Genomic DNA, 22,558 nt, shown 5'->3' on the forward strand with positions numbered 1-22,558 from the left:
CATGAAGACAGAATGAGCGCGAACCAAATTTAATTCAATTCTTTTCTATTCTATCAATAATTTATCTTTTTGTATATAGAAAAAATTAAAAAAAATATAATTTTTTATAAAAAGTTACAAATCTCTTCTAAAATCAAACTATTTTTCAATCATTTTACAGACAGCTTTTGGGTGAAACTGCTAAAAAGCCTTAGAAATCAGCCGTCTATAAATTTCCTTGTCACATAAAATCTTTCGTGATATACTTTAGATATCAAACTAAAGGAGGTCGATATGATTAAGGAAAAACGCAATAAAGGATTTGTGTCAGGTCTGGTGCTTGCCCTTGTCTTCCTAGCATTCGCAGGATTAGTATTTTCATTATGGATTCGTCACCAAAATCCTGCTACTAGCTTTGCTAAGGCAGAAAAGTCTGGGGATCCTGTAACGATGCAAGTCTATGATATTTATCCAGAACCTGTCGGAACTGTGGACAAAAGGCATGTACTCTATATTGTCCAATACGATAACCAAAATGATGGTAAGTATGCAGGGATCGAAACCAAAAAAGACGATGCGACGATTAAAGAAATCATTGATAAAGCGAAGAATGGGGAACTGCAGACCAAACCTTATCAACTAAAGGGAACGCAACTAGCCCCTTTAGCCAAGGATAGTAAGAATACATCTCGCAACGGTCGCCTTGTCGGTTATAGTGAGTACATCCATTCCCTCCTTGACCCGACTTCTGTCGTGTCACTCAATATGACGACCAGCTATTACCTAAGCCTTACGGAATATAACAAAGACTCCTTATTCCTCTTACTTGGTTCAGTTGCTTTAGCTGGACTTACCATTACAATGGTTGTAGCCAGCTTCTCTGTTCGGAAACGGACCATTGCTTCCTATCAGGAACTCCACCAAAACTATCCCGAACTCCAAGGAGATCTAAACCGTTTGGCTGATGAGGCCAGTTACTACAATCAAGACTTAAAAGTTATCTTATACAAAAATCATTTGATCACCTATTTCAGAGGAACGCAAACGATTGATTTACGAGATGTTCAACAACTATACTTACATGTCACTCGAGTTCGTCAATCAGGTATTGCCCGCTCTATCTTCCAATTGTGCTACATCCGCAAGGACAAGCCAAAGAAACAGCACCGCCTAGCCATTAAAAATAAGAAGAACGCTGAAGAACAACTTTACACTCTCTTTGCACAGGTGTCTGAGCGATTCTCAGATGTCAAGGTTGGAATTTAAAGCTTTCTAACTCCTCTTTTGAAATACTTTTCTAAGCCCTAAAAACCCCTCATCAACCAATTCTGATGAGGGGGTTTTCTATTTAGGTCACATTTAAAACGAAGAAAATTAAATCACTTTCTTACCATTCTTATAGACATCTGTCACTAGGTTGGTCGCAAAGAAATAGAAGAGATAATCTAGATTTGGTGCGTCATAAATCGTGATATCAGCTTGTTTTCCAACATCGAAAGAGCCAATCGTTTTGGCACGATCTACTGAGTAGGCTGCATTGATGGTCACTGCATTGAGAATTTCCACTGGAGTTAGGCGCATCATGAAGCAACCAAGGTGCATAGCAAACTGGAGATTGGCTGTCGGACAGGATCCTGGATTGCTGTCTGTTGTTAGGGTAATAGCCATGCCAGCGTCCAACATCTTACGAGCTGGTGCATAGGTATCTTCCATGAGGCTGAAGGTTGTTGCAGGCAAAAGATTTCCAATAACTTTTGCTTTTGCTAGTTTTTGAATACCCTCATCAGTAATGACCATCAAGTGTTCTGCACTGGTAGATTCCAATTCGGCTGCCACATCCACGCCACCAATGGACTCAATTTCATCCGCATGAATTCGTAATTTGAAGCCCATTTCCTTGGCTTTCGACAGAAGATAGCGGGATTCATCCGCTGTAAAGACACCCTTTTCACAGAAGATGTCACAGAATTCAGCCAGATTGTCTTCTTTTACCTTTGGAAGCATTTGTTCAATAATCAGATCTAAATACTCTTGAGAACGGCCCTTGTACTCTGTCGGGATCGCATGAGCTGCCATAAAGGTTGAAACCAGATCAATTTCATGGTCTCGGTCCAAGGCTGCTACTACATCTAATTGGCGTTTTTCCGTTTCCCAATCCAAACCGTAACCACTCTTGGCTTCAACAGTTGTCACCCCATGGCGCAACATATAATCCAACAGTCGTTTGGATTTGTCATAAAGGTTGTCGAAGGACGCTTCTCGTGTTGCCCGAACAGTGCTCAGAATCCCTCCTCCTTGAGCGAGAATATCTAAGTAGGAAACACCCGCTAACTTTTTAGCAAATTCATGTTCACGACTGCCTCCATAGACCAAGTGGGTATGGCAGTCAATCAAGCCAGGGGTCGCAACTTTTCCTTCACAGGATTTTACTTCCGTATGGGCATCCATCAGTTCTGGATCTGGTTGACCGGTCCCCACTGCAAGTACCTTTCCATCTTTAATGGCGATATAAGCATCAGAAAGGATTTTTGCCTCTGCCATCTCCTTACCATAAAGAGGATGACCGAGGTCGTTTGGACAAAACAACTGGTTAAAGTGGGTTAAGATTACATCAGCAGACATATGAATACTTTCCTTTCTATTTCCATTGTTATTCATTTTATAATTCTAAAGCAAAAGCGTCAAAAAAAAGTCAAAAAGTTTTTCCCTAATTTTTTTTTGCTTTATTAAAAATTAAATTTATTTTTGACTCTTTATTGACGTTTCTTGGATACAATAAAGAAAATATAAATTCATAGTTTATACATAAGGAGGTTCCTACTATGTCATTTATAGACGATAAAGAAATTGCAGCTGCTATGTCTGTCAAACTTGACTTTGATGTCCTACCTGAAAAGGCAACGTTTCAAGAAGGCATCCGTCGTGCACCTGATAGAGGCTTCCGCTTAACGCAAGCTCAGACTGAGATTGCCCTTAAAAACGCTCTGCGTTACATCCCTAAAAAATTCCACCAAGAGTTGATCCCAGAATTTCTAGAAGAACTAAAAACTCGCGGTCGGATCTATGGCTATCGCTTCCGTCCAAAAGATCGGATCTATGGAAAACCAATTGATGAGTACAAAGGAAACTGCACTGCTGCTAAAGCTATGCAGGTCATGATCGACAACAACTTGAGCTTTGAGATTGCTCTTTATCCTTATGAGTTGGTTACTTATGGAGAAACAGGTTCTGTCTGTGCTAACTGGATGCAATACAACTTGATCAAAAAATACTTGGAAGTCATGACGGAAGACCAAACCTTGGTCGTTGAATCTGGTCACCCACTCGGCCTCTTCAAGTCTAAACCAGAAGCTCCTCGCGTTATCATTACCAATGGTCTTTTGATAGGTGAGTATGACAACATGCACGACTGGGAAATTGCTGAAGAGATGGGCGTTACCAACTACGGTCAAATGACTGCTGGTGGCTGGATGTACATCGGCCCTCAAGGAATCGTTCACGGTACCTTCAACACTCTTCTTAATGCTGGTCGTCTTAAACTCGGCGTTGCTGACGATGGTGACTTAACTGGTAAACTCTTTATTTCATCTGGTCTCGGTGGTATGAGTGGCGCTCAAGGGAAAGCAGCTGAAATTGCAAAAGCTGTTGCTATCGTTGCAGAAGTGGACCGCTCTCGGATCGAAACCCGTCACTCTCAAGGCTGGATTAGTCAAGTGACAGACAGTGCCGAAGAAGCTGTGAAATTGGCTCAAGCAGCACTGGAAGCTGGTGAATCAACTTCTATTGCCTACCATGGTAATATCGTAGACTTGCTTGAATATGTCAATGAACACCAAGTCCATGTTCATCTTTTGTCTGACCAAACCTCTTGCCACAACGTTTACGATGGTGGTTATTGTCCAGCTGGTATTAGCTTTGAAGAACGGACACGCTTGTTGGCAGAAGACAAGGAAACCTTCCACCGTCTCGTCGATGAAACCTTGGCTCGCCACTTCGCAGTGATTAAAGATTTGACTGCTAAAGGTACCTACTTCTTCGACTATGGTAATGCCTTCATGAAATCTGTTTATGACTCAGGCATCAAGGAAATTTCTAAGAATGGTTTGGATGACAAAGACGGCTTCATTTGGCCATCTTATGTAGAAGATATCATGGGCCCTATGCTCTTTGACTATGGTTATGGACCATTCCGTTGGGTCTGCCTCAGCGGTAAACACGAAGACTTGATTGCAACTGACCACGCAGCTATGGAAGCGATCGATCCAACTCGTCGTTACCAAGACCGCGATAACTACAACTGGATTCGCGATGCTGAAAAGAACCAATTGGTGGTGGGTACAGAAGCTCGTATCCTCTATCAAGATTGTATGGGCCGTGTCAACATTGCTTTGAAATTCAATGAACTCATTCGCCAAGGTAAGATCGGACCAGTCATGATCGGACGTGACCACCATGACGTATCTGGTACAGATGCTCCATTCCGTGAAACATCCAATATCAAAGATGGATCGAACGTTACTTGCGATATGGCGGTTCAATGTTACGCTGGTAACGCTGCTCGCGGTATGAGTCTTGTTGCTCTCCACAATGGTGGTGGTACTGGTATCGGTAAAGCTATCAACGGAGGATTCGGTCTTGTTCTAGACGGTAGTCACCGAATCGACGAAATTATCAAATCTGCTATTTCATGGGATACCATGGGAGGGGTTGCTCGTCGGAACTGGGCACGGAACAATCATGCTATTGAAACAGCGATCGAATACAACCGTCTCCATGCAGGAACAGACCACATCACTATTCCTTATCTTGCAGACGAAGATTTGGTCAAAGATGCGGTTCAAAAATTGTTTTAATTCAAAAAAATAAAAATTGAGAAAGGGGAGGAGAATACATTGCCCTCCTTCCCCACTTCTCCTATAAAAAGAGGTAATCATATGGCAAAAATTGTTGAGTGTATTCCAAACTTCTCCGAAGGACGCAATCAAGCTGTAATCGACGGATTAGTCGCTACTGCGAAAAGCATTCCAGGTGTTACATTATTAGACTACTCGTCTGATGCTAGTCACAACCGCAGCGTCTTTACACTCGTTGGGGATGAAGAAACCATTCAAGAAGCGGCTTTCCAATTGGTAAAATACGCATCTGAAAACATCGATATGACCAAGCACGAAGGCGAACACCCTCGGATGGGAGCAACAGACGTTTGTCCATTCGTTCCAGTCAAAGATATCACAACAGATGAATGTGTTGAAATCGCTAATAAAGTAGCGGAACGCATCAATCGTGAATTGGGTATTCCAATCTTCCTCTATGAAGATGCCGCAACCCGTCCAGAACGCACCAACCTCGCTAAAGTTCGTAAAGGCCAATTCGAAGGAATGCCAGAAAAATTGTTGGAAGAAGACTGGAAACCAGACTACGGTGAACGCAAGATTCACCCAACTGCAGGGGTTACTGCTGTCGGTGTCCGTATGCCGCTCGTTGCCTTCAATGTCAACCTGGACACAGATGATCTAGAAATTGCCAATAACATTTCTAAAATCATTCGCGGATCCAGCGGTGGATACAAATACTGTAAAGCGATTGGTGTTATGCTAGAAGATCGCAACATTGCCCAAGTTTCTATCAACATGGTCAACTTGGAAAAATTCCCATTGTATCGCGTCGTTGAAACCGTTCGTTTCGAAGCACAACGCTACGGGGTTCGAATCATCGGAACAGAACTCATCGGACTTGCTCCAGCTAAGGCTTTGATCGACTCTGCTGAATACTACTTGCAATTAGAAGACTTTGACTACAGCAAACAAGTCTTGGAAAATCACTTGTTGGGTTAGAAAGGGAGTTCTATGAAACTAGTTGACTTAAGTATTACTGAGTTTGCCAAGGTTCTTGGTTCAGATGCCCCAGCTCCAGGTGGTGGTTCTGCTGCTGCCCTATCTGCTGCAAATGGGATTTCCCTTACAAAAATGGTCTGCGAACTGACCATTGGTAAGAAAAAATACGCTGAATTTGAAGACCACATCAAAGGGGTTCACGAAAAAAGTGCCCACCTCCAAGATCAATTACTAGAAGCTATTGACAAGGATACAGAAGCTTTCAACGTCGTATCAGCTGTCTTTGATCTTCCAAAAGAAACGGAAGAAGAGAAAGCCGCTCGTCGTGAAGCCATGCAAAAAGCTTTGAAACATGCGACAGTATCTCCTTTCTCTATGATGGAGCTCATCGTTGAGGCGCTTGAAACCACCAAAGAAGCTGTTGGCAAGTCCAATACCAATGCGGCGAGTGACCTAGGGGTGGCTGCTCTCAACCTTAAAGCTGGCCTTCAGGGGGCTTGGCTTAATGTCCTAATCAACATTTCAGGAATCAAGGACCAAGACTTTGTCCAAGAATACCACGGCAAGGGTCTCGAACTCCTCCAAACAGGCTCTGACCTTGCAGATAGCATTTACCAAAGCATTTTAGAAAGCCTATCATAAACCTATCATTCAACTTTATAACTTTAATACCTACAAAGAAAGAAGGGATTCTATGGTTTTATCGGATATTGAAATTGCCAATTCTGTCCAAATGAAGCCCATCACAGAAATCGCTGCTGAACTTGGATTGACCGAAGAGGATATTTCACTCTACGGAAAGTACAAGGCAAAAATCGATAGCAATCAACTGGAACAACTAAAGGACAAGAAAGATGGAAAGCTGATCCTTGTGACAGCCATCTCTCCGACACCTGCCGGAGAAGGAAAAACAACCACCTCTGTTGGACTAGTGGATGCCCTCTCTGCTATTGGTGAAAAAGCGGTTATTGCCCTCCGCGAACCTTCACTTGGCCCTGTCTTTGGGATCAAGGGGGGAGCTGCAGGTGGTGGGTACGCCCAAGTGGTTCCAATGGAAGACATCAACCTTCACTTTACAGGTGACTTCCATGCCATTGGGATTGCCAACAACCTGCTTGCTGCCTTGATTGACAATCACATCCATCACGGCAATGAGTTGGGCATCGATTCTCGTCGCATCACCTGGAAACGGGTGGTCGATATGAATGATCGTCAACTCCGTCATATTGTCGATGGCCTCCAAGGAAAAACAAATGGGGTTCCTCGTGAAGATGGCTTTGATATCACAGTGGCTTCTGAAATCATGGCTATTCTCTGTCTCTCAGAAAATATCCTTGACCTCAAAGAACGCCTCGATCGCATCATCATTGGGTACAACTACCAAGGACAACCGGTCACAGCTAAAGACCTCAAGGCTGGAGGCGCTATGGCAGCTGTTCTCAAAGATGCCATCCATCCCAACTTGGTACAAACCTTGGAACATACTCCTGCTATTATCCACGGTGGACCATTTGCCAATATTGCTCATGGCTGTAACAGTGTGCTGGCTACTAAACTAGCTCTCAAATATGCAGACTATGTTGTGACAGAAGCTGGCTTCGGAGCAGATCTCGGTGCTGAAAAATTCATTGACATCAAGTGCCGCATTGCCGGACTCAAACCTTCTGCCGTAGTCCTCGTCGCAACCATCCGTGCTCTCAAGATGCATGGCGGAGTTGCCAAAGCGGACTTGGCTACTGAAAATGTCCAAGCTGTTATCGATGGTCTGCCAAACCTAGACAAACACTTGGCCAACATCCAAGAAGTCTATGGCCTTCCTGTGGTCGTTGCCATTAACAAATTCCCACTGGATACAGAGGCAGAGCTAGAAGCTGTCTATGAATCTTGTAAGAAACGCAATGTAGATGTTGTCATTTCGGATGTCTGGGCACATGGTGGCGCTGGTGGACGCGACCTAGCTGAAAAAGTCATTCAACTAGCTCAAGAAGAAAACCACTTCTCTTATGTCTATGACGACGAAGACAGCATTGAAACGAAATTGACCAAGATTGTCACAAAAGTCTATGGTGGAAAAGGTATCAGCCTAACGCCAGCTGCTAAACGCGAACTCAAAGAATTGGAAGCTCTTGGCTTCTCAAACTACCCAATTTGTATGGCCAAAACGCAATATTCCTTCTCGGATGATGCCAAGAAAATCGGAGCACCAAAAGACTTCACTGTTAAAATCAGTAACCTTAAGGTAGCAGCCGGAGCTGGCTTTATCGTAGCTCTCACCGGAACGATCATGACCATGCCTGGCCTGCCAAAAGTTCCAGCCAGTGAAAAGATTGATATCGATGCCCAAGGCAATATCACTGGTCTCTTTTAAGAAAGAGGACGTCCTATGGTGACTATCCTTCATCTTACCCCCGCAGATTATCAGATATCTACTTGGTCCGGTGGCCAAACTACCCAACTCTTCCTCTCTCCAAAAGAGGGAAGTTATCCAGATCGGACCTTTGACTTTCGCCTCTCCACAGCAACGGTAGAGGTTGAAACAAGTGACTTTTCCGATCTCACAGGCTACCACCGAATCTTGATGCCTCTGACTTCATCGATTACACTCACCCATCAAAAGAAAGAAGTGGTTTTGAAGCCATTTCAAAGCTACTTCTTTGACGGGGGAGATCCTGTATCCAGCCAAGGGACCTGTCAAGATTTTAATCTCATCTATAAGCCTTCCTATCAGGGGCATATGAGTGCTATATCCCCAAATGAAAGTGTCACGAGCCAGAGTCGCTATCAATGGATCTATGCTCTCTGTCCACTAACACTTGAATGGAAAAAGGGACAATCCTACTCCCTCCAAACTCACGAGCTCCTGTTTATTGAACAAGCATCTCCTCTTCAAGAGATGACAATCACGTTTTCACCCCTTCAGTCTGGGAAGCAACCGATTGCTATCTGGACTGCGCTAAGATAATGTTTTAAAGGAGAGACATTATGAACGGAGCACATAAACAGTCGATTGAGGAACAAGAAAAAGCGAAATTCAGCTTTAGCGGTGCCACTCTATACGGTATCAATGCCGTGATTGGGTCTGGTATCTTCCTCTTGCCCAAAAAGATATATTCTGGCCTCGGACCAGCTTCCCTGGCCGTCATGTTTGGAGTAGCTATTCTTGTCATGCTACTATCAGCCTGTCTGGCTGAAACGGCTGGCTACTTTGATAAAAACGGTGGAGCCATGCAATACTCAAAAGCAGCTTTCGGAGACTTTGTCGGCTTTAACGTCGGGATCCTCGGATGGGCCGTTACCGTTATCGCTTGGGCTGCTATGCTAGCTGGTTTTGCTAAGATCTTCATCATTACCTTCCCAGCATTCGAAGGCTACAACCTACAGATTAGTATCGTTATGTTGGTTCTCTTGAGTCTTATGAACATCGCCGGTCTGAAAACATCGAAAATGTTCACACTGACAGCTACTGTTGCAAAATTAATCCCAATTGTCCTCTTCTCACTCTTCGCCATCTTCTTTATTCCTGGTGGAGTAAGCAAGGGCAACTTCACACCTTTCCTTCAATTGGAAAGTGGATCAAATCTCTTTAGTGCTATTTCTAGTACCGCTGTTTACATCTTCTACGGATTTATCGGATTCGAAACCATGTCCATCGTTGCAGGGGAAATGCGTAACCCTGAAAAGAACGTTCCTCGTGCTATCTTGGGATCCATCAGTATCGTCTCAGTTCTCTACATGTTGATCATCGCTGGAACAATCGCTATGCTTGGTGGAGGCATTATGGGAACCGAGGCACCAGTACAAGACGCATTTGTTAAAATGATTGGCCCTATCGGTGCCCCTCTTGTCTCCTATGGTGCTCTCATTTCAATCGCCGGTCTCAACATCGGTGAATCCATTATGGTTCCTCGTTTCGGTGCTGCCCTAGCAGACGAAAAACTCTTGCCAGCAGAACTTGGAAAAACAAACTCCAAGAATGCTCCTGTCATTGCCATTATCATTTCCGGTTTCTTTGCATTCTTACTCTTGTTATCTGGATCTTTCGAATCCTTAGCAACTTTCAGTGTTGTTTTCCGTTTCTTCCAATATATTCCGACTGCTTTGGCAGCGCTCAAACTCAGAAAAATGTACCCAGAGAAAAAGGTTACCTTCCGAGTGCCATTCGGTCCAGTTATCCCAATTTTGGCTGTTGTCATCAGTATCTTGATGATTGCAGGGGATAATCTAATGAACTTTGTATGGGGAGCTATCGGTCTAGTAATCGCTAGTGGACTTTACTTTGTTTTCCACGGTGACAAACTAGCTAAGAAATAAAACAGTCCTCACCAATTCTATTTACACACTAGATGGGAACTTAGGAGGAGCAAAGAATTTCTTTGCTCCCTAGCCCATCTAAGAAGCTACGAATATCAAACCTGAGCTCTTTTCTCTAAGACTTCTTTCAATCTTCCTAAGAGCAATAGACAATGGGCTCACGTTTGGTATTCAAACCGAAGTAAACACATCTACTTCTACAGAACAATTCATAATCGGAGGTTTTATATGACTCAATTGATTCATTTAGATGGTAACAGCTTAACACTGGAAGAAGTCATCGCCGTCGCTCGGCACGGTGCCCAATGTGAGTTAGACGAAGCAGCCAAAGAAGCTGTTATCGCATCTCGTAAAATTGTTGATGATATCGTCCGTGAAAAACGTGTTGTCTATGGTGTGACCACTGGATTTGGCTCCCTCTGTAATGTCAGCATTTCTCCAGAAGATACTGTCCAACTGCAAGAAAACTTGATTCGTACCCACGCATCTGGTTTTGGTGATCCACTTCCAGAAGATGCCGTTCGTGCCATCATGCTCATCCGGATCAACTCGCTCTTAAAAGGCTATTCTGGCATTCGTCTGTCAACTGTTGAAAAACTATTAGAATTGCTTAACAAAGGAGTGACTCCTTATATTCCAGAAAAAGGATCACTCGGAGCTTCCGGAGACCTTGCCCCCCTTTCTCATATGGTGCTCCCAATGTTGGGACTTGGACATGCCTACTACAAAGGTCAACTCTTGAGCGGTCAAGAAGCTCTCGACCAAGCTGGTATTGAAAAGATCCAATTGGCTGCCAAAGAAGGGCTTGCTTTGATCAATGGTACGACTGTCCTAACCGGTATCGGCGCTCTTGCGACTTATGATGGTATCCAATTGCTCAAACTGTCTGACATTGCCGGTGCTCTTTCAATGGAAGTCCACAATGGTATTACCAGCCCATTTGAAGAAGACCTTCATACCATCCGTCCTCAAAGTGGACAATTGGCAACCGCTCGTAATATCCGTAACCTCCTTGAAGGAAGCAAAAACACAACCGTTGCAACCCAACAACGGGTCCAAGATCCTTATACACTCCGTTGTATCCCTCAAATCCATGGAGCCAGCAAAGACTCTATTGCTTATGTAAAAACAAAAGTTGAAATCGAAATCAACTCTGTGACAGATAACCCAATCATCACCAAGGAAGGACACGTCATCTCCGGAGGTAACTTCCACGGTGAACCAATGGCACAACCATTTGACTTCTTGGGTATTGCCCTTTCTGAAATCGGAAACGTATCTGAACGTCGGGTGGAACGCTTGGTCAACAGCCAACTTAGCAAATTGCCATCCTTCTTGGTCAAACATCCTGGCCTCAACTCAGGCTTCATGATTACGCAGTATGCTTGTGCTTCTCTTGCATCTGAAAACAAAATCTTGTCTCACCCAGCCAGCGTTGACTCAATCCCATCTTGTGAAAACCAAGAAGACTTCGTCAGCATGGGAACTACAGCAGCTCGTAAAGCAGCAGAAATCCTTAAGAATTCACGTCGCATCGTTGCCACTGAAATCATGGCCGCTTGCCAAGCCTTAGATCTCAAACCAGAAAATCATGAACTTGGTAAAGGTACAAAACCAGCCTATGACATGATTCGCAACAAGGTGGCCTTCATTGAATTTGACAAAGACATCGAAATCTTCGAAGAACTCAATAAAGCATCTGCCGTTGTTGAAAGTGAAGAATTCTTAGCAACCATCGAAAAAGCAGTTGACTTAAGCATTCAATACTGATACAGTAAGTATACAGCAGAAAAAGGCTGAGAAAATTTCTCAGCCTTTCCAATTCTAGCCAAATACAAACAAACGGAGGCATGTAACGTGCTTAGAGATTATTACCCAACGACTTACAGTTATTACCAAGGCAGTATTGAAGACAATCCTTATACAGCCAAATGGGGAATGCTAACGAAGTTTTTGGATTTGAATGATGAAACCTTGACTCCTTTTGAAGAAATCACCTTTGGAATCCTTGGCTTTAAAAGCGATAAAGGAGTCTATATCAATAATGGTCGTGTCGGTGCCGTCGAAAGTCCTAATGCTATTCGCACCCAGCTCGCTAAACTTCCTTGGCACTGGGGCACCAACGTCACAGTTTTTGATGTTGGAAATATCGATGGCCCCAATCGTTCTCTTGAAGATTTGCAAGAGAGCCTCTCTCTAACTGTCAAACGGATGTTGGAGTTAAATATTCAACCAATCGTCCTTGGTGGAGGGCATGAAACGGCTTATGGTCACTACCTGGGCCTCAAATCCTCCTTGCAACCAGATGAACAATTGGCCGTCATCAACCTAGATGCTCACTTTGACCTGCGTCCTTACGACCAAACTGGTCCCAACTCTGGAACAGGATTTCGCCAGATGGCAGACCACGCAAAAGAAGAGAGCCAGGATTTCCCTTACTTAATCTTGGGCATTCAGGAACACAGCAATAACCTGTTCCTATTCAACTATGTAGCTAAAACACCAAGCATTGATTTCTTAACAGGACAAGATCTCTTCCGGATGAGCCACCAGGCTATTCTTGATCGGATTGATCAATTCTTAGAAAAACAGACAGCGATTTACCTCTCCATCGATATGGACTGCTTTGCCGTTGGTTCTGCCCCTGGTGTCAGTGCCATCCAGTCACTTGGTGTGGATCCAAAACTAGCCTTGATGTTGCTCCAACACATTGCAGCTAGTGGCAAACTGATTGGCTTTGATATTGTGGAAGTTTCCCCTCCTCATGATATTGACAACCACACCTCCAACCTGGCTGCAACCTTTATCTTTTACTTGACCCAAATCTTGTCCCAACAAAAATAAGATTCAAAACCTCTCTAACAATACAAAAGGCTTCGCAACATCCACCCCTAGGGCGTTGCAAAGCCTTTTTTATTCTTCCTTCATAACACTTGATAAGATATACTAGAGGACTTTTAATCTCTTGAGGAAGGGACGATCTCTATATGGAGTCAAGTGTTGCTCTGCCAGTTTCTTGTAGTAGTTTTTATCTTCTCTCAAGAAGATGCTCAAAGGAGGATTCAGATGCTCTCCTTGCTCCTTCTGGGCCGATAGGAAAGCCAAGAGATAATACACCATCCCCTTATCCCGTGAATGAGTCGCTTGCTTTATGGTTCCTTCTTTACGAGCCAGGTAATGTGCTACCTTCTCTTGTTCCCCAAAATGACAAGCAATTAAGGCTTGATAAAATTCGAGCAATTCTTCCTTCCAAGGGAAGCGAACGCTGGACAAAACCTTTTGAGCCCTGTCAAAATAGAGACGGGCTTGGACCAAGTCTCCCTTCCAATAGTAGGCAATCCCAAGATCAATTTCAAACACCACTCGGACCGAATCAACAGATTGATCTCCCACCAGGCGAAGGACCTCTTCCAAGTGGGTAACAGCTACTTGAAAATGTCCCCTGACTTGCTCTATCTCAGCCAGGTAGGCTAAAGAAGCCGCAATTTGAATGGCATACTTGGCCTGCATGCTATTGGTCAGACTAAAGCAATCAATGGAGCGATAGAGGTGGCGGGTCGCCTGCTCCTCATCCCCCACCATCAAATGGTACAAACCCTTCAAGCGCAACTGAATCGCAATCGCTTCATGGTTGTTGGCCTGAATCGCATCTTCTAAAACCAAATCTGTGTAATAGGCCATTTCAGAAATATTTTCTGTTTGAATGCAATAATAAATGATTTGCCGGTACCCTTCTAAAAGGAAGTCGAGCTGTTTGAGTTCCCGCGCATAGGAGATGACCTTTTGTATATCATGAATCCCCTTTTGGTACTCTCCGCTTCGAATAAAGTAGCGCCCCTCTAGATACAAGTAACGCAGTTGCAAATACTTGTAATCTCTATCTTTTTGGTGCCTTGAAAAAAGCTGATCCAGTTCTCGACGAAGACGAGAGAGTTCCCCAAAAATGTCCAAATGGCTATTTTTCCCATCGGATACTCCCCCTTCTTCTCCCTTGGAGTATATTGGGAATAGTTCATGTTCTAGCTGGAGGATTTCTTCCAAGTAGGTCAGCTCAAAGGATAGAGAACGCAAGAGATTTTGGGACTGCTTGTATTGGTAAGCAATTTCCTTATAGAAGAGCAAATCTGTCGAATCTTCTAAGGTTTCTTCCAGTTTTTGCGCGATTTGTTGGTGGAAGAGACGCCGTCTGGCTGGTGACAGGAGTTGGTAGAAGTACATGGCTACCAATTGCTTGCAAAATTGGACCAAGAGATCCTCCCCTTCCTCCACTATTGAGATGATTCCTCTTTGAGTTAAAGGATCTAATAATGCAGTTAAAACAGAAAGATCTGTAGCTGTCAAATCGGCCAAGATAGACATGGATATCGGCTTATGAAAACAAGACAAATAATGAAGAAGGGACTCCTCTTCACTGCTCAAGTCACCCAACTCTTGAGACAGATAAGCTTGAATGATATCAGGTAAGGGCTCTAAACTTTCCTTCTCTTTCCACTCTTCTATATAGCTGGACAACAAGAAGGGACTACCTTCACTCCACTCCATCATTTGCTCGATCAGGGCTGGTTCTATCTGCCCCAGTTGCCCTTGCAAGAGTAATCGACTTTCACTCGGATCAAAATTGGTCAACTCGAGCTGGGACAACCGTCTCTCTACTTTTAAGCTCCCAAAGAAGGTGAGCAAGAATTCCGGCAAAGGCCCCTCAGCTGTAACAATCAGTTGCCATCTTTCCCCGCTACTTTTCTCCTCCAATTGCTTTACTTTATTGAATGAGGCCGCATCCATCCACTGAGCATTTTCAAGCAGAATCAGGAGAGGTTTTTCTTGGCTGAGTCTTTGAAGGTGCTTCCGGACAGCAGGGAGATTGTCCGCTTTTCCTAGAGGAGGAGCTTCCAAGCCCCCACTCACTTTCTCTAGGGAAGCTTTGAGGTCGTCCCAGATCCCTCCTTCTTCTTGGCGACTGCCGACTTTGCCTTCCAGCTTGACAAAGCTAAAACTACGATTGGACAGCAAGACCAATTGACGCAATAAACGTTTTTTGCCTGTTCCAGATTGCCCCATGACCAAGAGAGGGCCAACCGCTTCCCCCTTCTCTACTAAGGAGAGGTATTCTTCCAGTTGGGACAGTTCTTGTTTGCGACCAAAGAAAGGGAGTTCTCGGACATTCACACGATTGCTCTGTTTACGGGTGCGTTTAGCTTCCAAAACAGAATGATACAGTTCTTCTATCACTCGACTGGGACGAACATTCAGCTCACGATCCAATAAATCCACCAGCTTGTAATAGGTCTCAAAAAATTTCCCCAGCTGGTGATGAACTCTATAATACTCCATCAAGAGCTGGTAGTTCTTTTCTTCAAATTCATCCAGCTCTACTAAATGGTGGAGTAAGGACTCTATACCAGGGTCTCCCAGCCCCTCTTTGTCAATCTTTTGATAACAGCTTTCAATATAGAGTTGCTTATAAGCGCTCCGTTTACGGGAAGCCCACTGGTCAAAGTCCTCATCATCCTTGACGTAGAAGCCTTCTAGAAAATCTCCCTGATAAAGATGTAAATTGCTTATTGGATCCCTTTCAAAAAGCTGGACATCCAAAGAAAGATTCAACTCAGGATTAAGGGCCAGGCTACTCCTACTTGGAGAAACAATGACATCTCCTTCAAAGATTTTATTGGCTTGGTAAACAGTATTCCGTAGATTTTTCCGAGCGACTTGGTTTTCCTTATCCCCCCAAAGAATACCCGCAATTTCATCACGGTTAACCTCACCCGATACAGCTAAGTAATAAAATAAAGCCTCCATCTTCGAGAAGGAAAAACGGATGTCTTTCTGTTGAAAAACAACCTTAGGGGGTCCAAATAACTTCAACGTGAGTTCTCTCTTCATTGCAAGCGCCTCCAAAATCTTCATATTAATACTATAAAAAAAAAGTTGTCTTTTAGCAAGCGATTGGCCCAAGTAAAAAAGAGACTGAGAAAAATTTTTCTCAATCTCTACAATTCCTGCTTAGACTGTTGATTAAATCACTTCCAAATTTGGTTGGTGTTCAAATAAGGCTTTTGTTGCATGGTGGACATGATAGGCTACATCTTCATTGTTCATGGTGTAGAGATGGACACCGGCAACATCTTGTGTGACCAAATCAACGATTTGATCCACCGCATAGGCTAAACCAGCTGCACGAAGGGATTTTGGATCATGTTCATACTTATCCAGAATGGCTTTGAATTTCCGTGGGATATGAACATTTTCACAAGTCTTCAACAAGCGAAGGGCCTGGTTTCTGTTAAGAATTGGCATCACTCCTGCATGAATGGGCACATCAATTCCCGCCAAAATACACTTATCTTGAAAATCGTAGAAACGCTCATTGTCAAAGAAAAGCTGAGTCACTAGGCTCGAACATCCAGCATCCACTTTCTTTTTCAGATTTTGAATATCTGAAATTTGGTTTGGCGAATCGGGGTGACCTTCTGGGTAACAAGCACCGATCACATCAAAGTGAGGAGCTTCTGTTTTAATAAATTCAATCAAGTCCGTTGCATAACGAAAGTCTTTTAAAGGCTCAATACCAGGAATAATATCACCACGAAGGGCCAAGATCCGATGAACCCCTACTTGATCTAATTCATGAAGGGTATCTGCTACTTTTTCCTTGCTTAGATAGATGGCAGGTAAGTGGGCAATGGTCGGAATAGACAATTCATTCTGAATATGATTGGCTAAAGCAACCGTCGTCTCTTTGATATTGTATTTATTATTGCTAGCTGTCACACTGATAAAGTGTGGAGCTAATTCCTGCATATTTTCCAAGGCACGTAAGAGCTTGGCATTGCCTACTTCAGGATTTGGAGGGAAAACCTCAAAGGAGAGCGACGGTGTTTGCTTAGTCATCAAATGTATTCCTTTCTTGATTGAGCAATTCTTTTTTTGCTATCGAGCAAGCTTAGGAATTTCTACTTGCTTTATAGCGCTTTACGAGCAGCTTTTGCCGCTTCTACAAGACGGATCAAGCTTTCTTTTGTTTCTTTAATTCCACGAGTTTTCAAACCACAGTCAGGGTTGATCCAAACTTTTCTGCTTGGTACTTTGGCAAGGATCGCTTCGATAGTGTGATCGATTTCGCCTTCGTTAGGCACACGAGGTGAGTGGATATCGTAAACCCCAGGTCCAACTTCTGTTTGGAAGTTTTTCGCTTTGAGTTCGTCCAAGATTTCAAGGTTTGAACGGCTTGCCTCAAATGAGATGACGTCTGCATCCATGTTGTCGATAGCTGGGATGATATCTGTAAATTCTGAGTAACACATGTGAGTGTGGATTTGTGTGTCTGGTGCTACTGTTGAATGTACCAAACGGAAGGCTGGAATAGCCCAGTCAAGGTAGTCTTCGTACCAGTCACTACGACGGAGTGGCAATTTCTCACGAAGAGCAGCCTCGTCGATTTGGATAATCTTCACGCCTGCAGCTTCAAGGTCAAGAACTTCATCCTTGATTGCAAGAGCGATTTGAAGAGTAGAATCCTTGATAGAGATGTCTTCACGTGGGAATGACCAGTTAAGGATGGTAACAGGTCCAGTCAACATCCCTTTAACAGGTTTGTCCGTACGGCTTTGTGCGTAGCTAGACCATTTGACAGTGATTGGGTTGAGACGAGTCACATCCCCCCAGATGATTGGTGGTTTCACCCCACGCATACCGTATGATTGTACCCAACCATTCTTAGAGAAGAGGTAACCTGACAAGTTTTGACCGAAGTACTCAACCATGTCGTTACGCTCGAATTCACCGTGTACAAGTACATCAAATCCAACTTCTTCTTGCCATTTGATCCATTCGTCGATGGTTTCAGCAAGGAAGGCATCGTATTCTTCTTGTGACAATTCACCCTTACGGAAGGCCAAACGTTTGGCACGAACTTCTTTCGTTTGAGGGAATGAACCGATGGTTGTTGTTGGAAGGGCTGGAAGTTTGAATGCTTCTTCTTGGATAGCTTCACGTTCAGCAAAAGCTGGCAAACGAGTGTAGTCTGCTTCTGTCAATCCAGCAATACGTGCACGAAGTTCTGCATTTTCTCCGACACGTTCTGTCGCAAAGAGTTCTTTGTTTGCTGCAAGGGCTGCTTCACCTTGACCGTTGCGGATAGCATCCAAGTCACGAAGTTCTTCCAATTTTTCAACTGCAAAAGCAAAGTGGTTCAAGATAGCTGGTTCAAAGTCTTCATTGGCAGTTGTAAATGGCACATGAAGCAGTGAGCAAGAAGTTGTCAAAACGATGTTTTCAGCTGGTACTTGTTTCAAGATTTCCAAGCTTGCTTCGTAGTTGTTGCGCCAGATGTTCTTACCATTGACAATCCCTGCATAAAGAGTCTTGTCAGCTGGGAAGCCACCTTTAACGAGTTCAAGAGTTTTCTTCCCTTCCACAAAGTCAAGACCGATCGCATCTACTGGCAAGTTCACAAGGTCATTGTAGACATCACGAACATCACCAAAGTAAGTTTGGATCAAGACCTCAAGACCTTTCTTGTCAGCCAAGAGCTTGTTGTATAGGTTCAAGAAGAGCGCTTTTTCTTCAGCTGACAAATCTTTAACAAGAGCGGCTTCGTCCAATTGAATACGAGTTGCACCAAGCTCTGCCAATTTAGCAAAAACATCTTGGTAAGCAGCTACTAAGCTATCCACGAAGTCTTCTGCTTTCACGCCTTCTTCAAAGTCTGATAATTGAAGGAAAGTGAATGGTCCAACCACAACTGGACGAGTATCAAGACCCAATTCTTTCGCTTCTTGGTACTCATCAAAAATCTTGTGACCAGCCAATTTGACTTCTGTTGTTTTTTCAAATTTTGGAACGATGTAGTGGTAGTTGGTGTTGAACCATTTCTTCATTGGAAGGGCACGCACATCCCCTTTTTCTCCTTGGTAACCACGCGCCAAAGCGAAGTAGCGTTCAAGGTCAGACAAGTCCAAGTTTTGAACTGATGCAGGAACCACGTTGAAGAGGAAAGCAGCATCTAGGAAGTTGTCATAATGTGAAAAGTCATTTGATGGGATTTCAGTAATGCCTTTTTCTTTGACAATGTTCCAGTGTTTGGCACGCAATTCTTTTGCAGCATCCAACAAATCTTCAGCTGTAATTTCGTTTCTAAAATATTTCTCAGTTGTAAATTTTAGTTCGCGGAATTCACCCAAACGAGGGAATCCGATAATTGTAGTTGACATGTTTTGTCCTCCAAAAATTCAAGTTGAGTCTATCTTATCAGAAGAAGCCCCTTCTGTATAATTGCTTTTCAATGGTTTACGATATAGCCAGAAGCTATAACCTTATAGATCAAGGGTTTTCGTCGCTTGCCATTGACCAGAACTAATAGTTCTTATAAAAAATAACTATAAGGTTTCTACTAGACAGACCGAGGCCCCTCCCATTGGACAGTCCTCGTCCCCTCTAAAACAAAAAAAGAAGCTATCCGCTTCTTTTTTGTAGGAACTTATGCTCAAGTTAGTTGCACACAAAAAGCATCCCAAGGTTCCAATACTTTTGTTTGTTTAACCTGCTCTACATTGGTATTGCTAATGAGGACCTCCTGATAGTCTTCCTCCAGTTCAAAGCTCTGAACTTGACTAGACAAATTGACCACAATCAAATAGCGTTGATTCCCATTTACTCGTTGGTAGGCAAAGACTTGATCAGTTGTATCCACTAGCTCAAAGTCTGCCGAGATCAACCAGTCTTGCTCCTTACGGAGGGCAACTAATTGTTGGTAGGTATAAAAAATGGATGAGGGATCAGCCAAAGCCGCTTCCACATTGATTTCCTGATAGTTTGGATTAACAGCTAGCCAAGGTTGACCGGTTGTAAAACCAGCCTGTGGCTGCTTGGACCACTGCATCGGAGTCCGAGCATTGTCCCGGCCAATATGTCGGATCTGGTCCATAATGGTGTCGAGGTCTACTCCCTTTTCTAGGCTTTCCTTAGCGTAGTTAATAGATTCAATATCTTCGATTTCGTCTAGGCTCTTAAAAGGATAGTTGGTCATGCCAATCTCTTCCCCCTGGTAGATATAAGGTGTCCCTCTCATCAAATGAAGAAGAATGGCTAGGGCCTTAGCGGACTTCACCCGGTATACTTGGTCATCTCCCCAGGCAGAGACAATCCGAGGAAGGTCATGATTGTTCCAAAAGAGGGAGTTCCAGCCTTCATCCATGCCCAGTTCCGTCTGCCACTTGTAAAAGATTTCTTTCAACTTAGGAACATTGAGTTTCTTCGCATAGTGCCATTTGGGCTGACCCTCTTGGAAGAGAAGCCCAATGTGTTCAAATTGAAAGACCATCGATAATTCTTCATTGTCAGGACCAGAGTATTGCTTAGCAATCTCAGGTGTCGCTCCCCAGGTCTCCCCGACCGTTAACAAATCCTTATCCCCGAAAGTCGCTCGATTCATTTCTTTCAGATAAGGGTGGAGCATGGGACCATTGGCTACGATCTTCTGATCAGGAATTTTCCCAATCATGTCGATGACATCCATCCGAAAACCACCGATCCCCTTGTCGATCCAAAAGTTCATCATGTCATAAATCTTCTGCCGAAGGGTCTCATTTTCCCAATTCAGGTCTGGTTGCTTCTTACTAAAGAAGTGCAAATAATACTGCTGGGAAGCTGGATCAAATTCCCAAGCTGAACCACTGAAGGTAGATACAAGATCATTGGGTTGGTCCCTCCAAATATAGTAGTCTCGCTCTGGACTGTTTGGATTTTCCTTGGCCTCGATGAACCAAGCATGTTCATCAGATGTATGGTTGACCACCAAATCCATGATCATCTTAATACCGCGCTTTTGCCCCTCCGCAATCAATGTTTCCATATCTTCCATGGTACCAAAGATGGAAGCAATATCCTCATAATCAGATATATCGTAGCCATTATCATCCATAGGGCTTTGGTAGACAGGAGACAGCCAAATGGCTGTAATACCTAACTTCTCCAAATAATCCAGCTTACTGATGATCCCCTTGAGGTCACCGATTCCATCTCCATTGCTATCTAAAAAACTCTTGGGATAGATCTGATAAATCACGGCATCATGCCACCATTTTTTCTTCATGTGCTTCTCCTTTTTGGTTTCACTTGTAATCCCTTACATCATAACCAAACTGGAAAAGAATTGCAACCCTCAGCTGACCTATCTGTCTCCCTTAAAATAAAAAAGAAGTCTCTCTAGAGAACTTCCTTTTCAAGACTTCTGTTTTTCTCTTCTTTTTGCCAAGAGTGATAAGAGAGCATGGCCAATCCAAAGAGATGACTTCCCAACAAGGCCGTCACAAAAATCAACTTGCCCCTGTCTGGATAAGAAAGCGGAACATTGCTAAAGCCATAGCGAGCCCATTCGATAAAGATCGGATGCGAAAAATAAAGCGCCATGCTCATCTGCTTTAAGTACTGCAAATCATAGCTTTTCAAAAAGGACGATCGCAGACAAGCATTAACCAAATAGACCGTCACAAAGGGAAGGAGCAAGTAAAAGTTCTTATCGATTCCTTCATGTTGAAAAATGATGAGGCCTTCTAAACAGAACAGTCCAAAGGCAAGGGCTACTTTTTGCCAACGGTGAACCCTAAAGGTTTGTGCATGAAAATGGTCATAGAGATAGTAACCCATAAAGATAAAAATAGGCGTGTAAAAGAGACCATTTCGCGCTGTGAAAAATAAGTTGCTGTAGAGTTGGTAACCCTTGAGAAGACTCGTGGTGTCCAGATAAGCTGAATAGGTCTCGATCAAACCCCAGCAGTATAGAAGAAAGGTGATCAACCCCGTCCAAACCATACCTAGGCGTTTGACCAATTGATTGACCAAAAACAAGCCCAGCAAAAAGGCTGGGATATACCAGAGTTGGTAGCACATTCCCAGATAGAGAAGAGCAATCAGAACGCCTGCTGGAAAGAGATAGACAGGGAGATGAAGACTAGAAAAAAAGACCCAGGCATAGGGAAGATAGACACAACTCCAAAATAAATAGGTTTTTACGATTTTGACCAGATAGGTCTTCATTTTCCTTGCATCTCTTAGTGATGGCTTGAGGAAAAAGCTGGCACAGACGATAAAAAATGGCACCGCTAGCCGGCCGAGCATACTCTTGAGACCAAAATGCACCGGCTCATAAGAGGTCAAGCGACCACTATGCACCAATATCACTGCAATCGCAAAGAGGTATTGAAAAAGACTAATATTGGAAGTGTTATAGAGGGAATTCTTTTTCATGGTCCTACTCCTTCGCCAAATGCAGATTCTATGGTTATTTTAGCATGAAAGAGAGGACCAAGCAAGGAATCCTTGCCTCCTTATCTACCTTTTTTCCTCTATTTTTGATATGATAAATTGCAAGAATAAGTGCAACATTTACTTGAACTCATCCTCTAGAGCTTCACAAGCAGTTCTGTAAGCTAAAC

The 22,558-nt window shown here is 43.5% G+C and carries 15 protein-coding genes; 9 read left to right on the top strand and 6 right to left on the bottom strand.

Going from position 1 to position 22,558, the window contains the following annotated elements:
- Nucleotides 1–273: 273 nt before the first annotated feature.
- Nucleotides 274–1,245: a hypothetical protein gene (locus K1J10_RS00695; protein ID WP_223355548.1), complete on the top strand. Its 972-nt coding sequence runs from the start codon at nt 274–276 to the stop codon at nt 1,243–1,245.
- A 108-nt stretch (nt 1,246–1,353) separates the two neighbouring features.
- Here K1J10_RS00695 and hutI read toward each other — a convergent pair whose 3' ends face one another.
- Nucleotides 1,354–2,601, bottom strand: a complete 1,248-nt coding sequence (gene hutI, locus K1J10_RS00700; protein ID WP_126404777.1) for an imidazolonepropionase — start codon at nt 2,599–2,601, stop codon at nt 1,354–1,356.
- A gap of 200 nt (nt 2,602–2,801) precedes the next feature.
- On the opposite strand from hutI, the gene K1J10_RS00705 reads away from it, so the two are divergent.
- From K1J10_RS00705 to hutG, 8 genes are all read left to right on the top strand, one after another.
- The gene (locus tag K1J10_RS00705) at nt 2,802–4,832 is read left to right on the top strand and encodes a urocanate hydratase (RefSeq protein ID WP_223355549.1); all 2,031 of its coding nucleotides are present in this window, start codon (nt 2,802–2,804) and stop codon (nt 4,830–4,832) included.
- Nucleotides 4,833–4,913: 81 nt separating this feature from the next.
- Nucleotides 4,914–5,813: a glutamate formimidoyltransferase gene (gene ftcD, locus K1J10_RS00710; RefSeq protein WP_006595667.1), complete on the top strand. Its 900-nt coding sequence runs from the start codon at nt 4,914–4,916 to the stop codon at nt 5,811–5,813.
- A 12-nt stretch (nt 5,814–5,825) separates the two neighbouring features.
- Entirely contained in the window at nt 5,826–6,455 is a 630-nt protein-coding gene (locus tag K1J10_RS00715; RefSeq protein ID WP_125374493.1) for a cyclodeaminase/cyclohydrolase family protein, read from the top strand.
- A gap of 52 nt (nt 6,456–6,507) precedes the next feature.
- Entirely contained in the window at nt 6,508–8,181 is a 1,674-nt protein-coding gene (locus tag K1J10_RS00720) for a formate--tetrahydrofolate ligase (RefSeq protein WP_223355550.1), read from the top strand.
- Nucleotides 8,182–8,196: 15 nt separating this feature from the next.
- Entirely contained in the window at nt 8,197–8,775 is a 579-nt protein-coding gene (locus K1J10_RS00725) for a HutD/Ves family protein (RefSeq protein ID WP_223355551.1), read from the top strand.
- Nucleotides 8,776–8,795: 20 nt separating this feature from the next.
- Nucleotides 8,796–10,124 (top strand): APC family permease, encoded by a 1,329-nt coding sequence (locus K1J10_RS00730; protein ID WP_048716383.1) that lies wholly within the window; start codon nt 8,796–8,798, stop codon nt 10,122–10,124.
- A 228-nt stretch (nt 10,125–10,352) separates the two neighbouring features.
- Nucleotides 10,353–11,894 (top strand): histidine ammonia-lyase, encoded by a 1,542-nt coding sequence (gene hutH, locus K1J10_RS00735; protein WP_126404783.1) that lies wholly within the window; start codon nt 10,353–10,355, stop codon nt 11,892–11,894.
- An 87-nt stretch (nt 11,895–11,981) separates the two neighbouring features.
- Nucleotides 11,982–12,968: a formimidoylglutamase gene (gene hutG, locus K1J10_RS00740; protein ID WP_195323623.1), complete on the top strand. Its 987-nt coding sequence runs from the start codon at nt 11,982–11,984 to the stop codon at nt 12,966–12,968.
- A gap of 102 nt (nt 12,969–13,070) precedes the next feature.
- Here the strand turns inward: hutG and K1J10_RS00745 are convergent, their stop codons facing one another.
- From K1J10_RS00745 to K1J10_RS00765, 5 genes are all read right to left on the bottom strand, one after another.
- Complete coding sequence (locus tag K1J10_RS00745) at nt 13,071–16,007, bottom strand: AAA family ATPase (RefSeq protein ID WP_223355552.1); 2,937 nt, start codon at nt 16,005–16,007, stop codon at nt 13,071–13,073.
- 132 nt (nt 16,008–16,139) lie between these two features.
- Nucleotides 16,140–17,015, bottom strand: a complete 876-nt coding sequence (gene metF / locus K1J10_RS00750) for a methylenetetrahydrofolate reductase [NAD(P)H] (protein WP_195323621.1) — start codon at nt 17,013–17,015, stop codon at nt 16,140–16,142.
- Nucleotides 17,016–17,086: 71 nt separating this feature from the next.
- The gene (gene metE / locus K1J10_RS00755) at nt 17,087–19,336 is read right to left on the bottom strand and encodes a 5-methyltetrahydropteroyltriglutamate--homocysteine S-methyltransferase (RefSeq protein WP_223355553.1); all 2,250 of its coding nucleotides are present in this window, start codon (nt 19,334–19,336) and stop codon (nt 17,087–17,089) included.
- Between the two features lie 272 nt (nt 19,337–19,608).
- The gene (locus K1J10_RS00760) at nt 19,609–21,216 is read right to left on the bottom strand and encodes a glycoside hydrolase family 13 protein (RefSeq protein ID WP_223355554.1); all 1,608 of its coding nucleotides are present in this window, start codon (nt 21,214–21,216) and stop codon (nt 19,609–19,611) included.
- Nucleotides 21,217–21,329: 113 nt separating this feature from the next.
- Nucleotides 21,330–22,370, bottom strand: coding sequence for an acyltransferase family protein (locus K1J10_RS00765; RefSeq protein WP_223355555.1), 1,041 nt, complete (start codon nt 22,368–22,370; stop codon nt 21,330–21,332).
- Nucleotides 22,371–22,558 lie beyond the last annotated feature (188 nt).

Source organism: Streptococcus australis, assembly GCF_019930045.1.
Lineage (GTDB): Bacteria > Bacillota > Bacilli > Lactobacillales > Streptococcaceae > Streptococcus > Streptococcus australis_D.

Bases quoted from the DNA above. Each gene is read 5' to 3' on its own strand.
- K1J10_RS00725 (WP_223355551.1), top strand. From the start codon at position 8,197: ATGGTGACTATCCTTCATCTTACCCCCGCAGATTATCAGATATCTACT.
- K1J10_RS00730 (WP_048716383.1), top strand. From the start codon at position 8,796: ATGAACGGAGCACATAAACAGTCGATTGAGGAACAAGAAAAAGCGAAA.
- K1J10_RS00715 (WP_125374493.1), top strand. From the start codon at position 5,826: ATGAAACTAGTTGACTTAAGTATTACTGAGTTTGCCAAGGTTCTTGGT.
- hutI (WP_126404777.1), bottom strand. From the start codon at position 2,601: ATGTCTGCTGATGTAATCTTAACCCACTTTAACCAGTTGTTTTGTCCA.
- ftcD (WP_006595667.1), top strand. From the start codon at position 4,914: ATGGCAAAAATTGTTGAGTGTATTCCAAACTTCTCCGAAGGACGCAAT.
- K1J10_RS00760 (WP_223355554.1), bottom strand. From the start codon at position 21,216: ATGAAGAAAAAATGGTGGCATGATGCCGTGATTTATCAGATCTATCCC.
- K1J10_RS00745 (WP_223355552.1), bottom strand. From the start codon at position 16,007: ATGAAGAGAGAACTCACGTTGAAGTTATTTGGACCCCCTAAGGTTGTT.
- metF (WP_195323621.1), bottom strand. From the start codon at position 17,015: ATGACTAAGCAAACACCGTCGCTCTCCTTTGAGGTTTTCCCTCCAAAT.
- metE (WP_223355553.1), bottom strand. From the start codon at position 19,336: ATGTCAACTACAATTATCGGATTCCCTCGTTTGGGTGAATTCCGCGAA.
- hutH (WP_126404783.1), top strand. From the start codon at position 10,353: ATGACTCAATTGATTCATTTAGATGGTAACAGCTTAACACTGGAAGAA.
- K1J10_RS00720 (WP_223355550.1), top strand. From the start codon at position 6,508: ATGGTTTTATCGGATATTGAAATTGCCAATTCTGTCCAAATGAAGCCC.
- K1J10_RS00695 (WP_223355548.1), top strand. From the start codon at position 274: ATGATTAAGGAAAAACGCAATAAAGGATTTGTGTCAGGTCTGGTGCTT.
- K1J10_RS00705 (WP_223355549.1), top strand. From the start codon at position 2,802: ATGTCATTTATAGACGATAAAGAAATTGCAGCTGCTATGTCTGTCAAA.
- K1J10_RS00765 (WP_223355555.1), bottom strand. From the start codon at position 22,370: ATGAAAAAGAATTCCCTCTATAACACTTCCAATATTAGTCTTTTTCAA.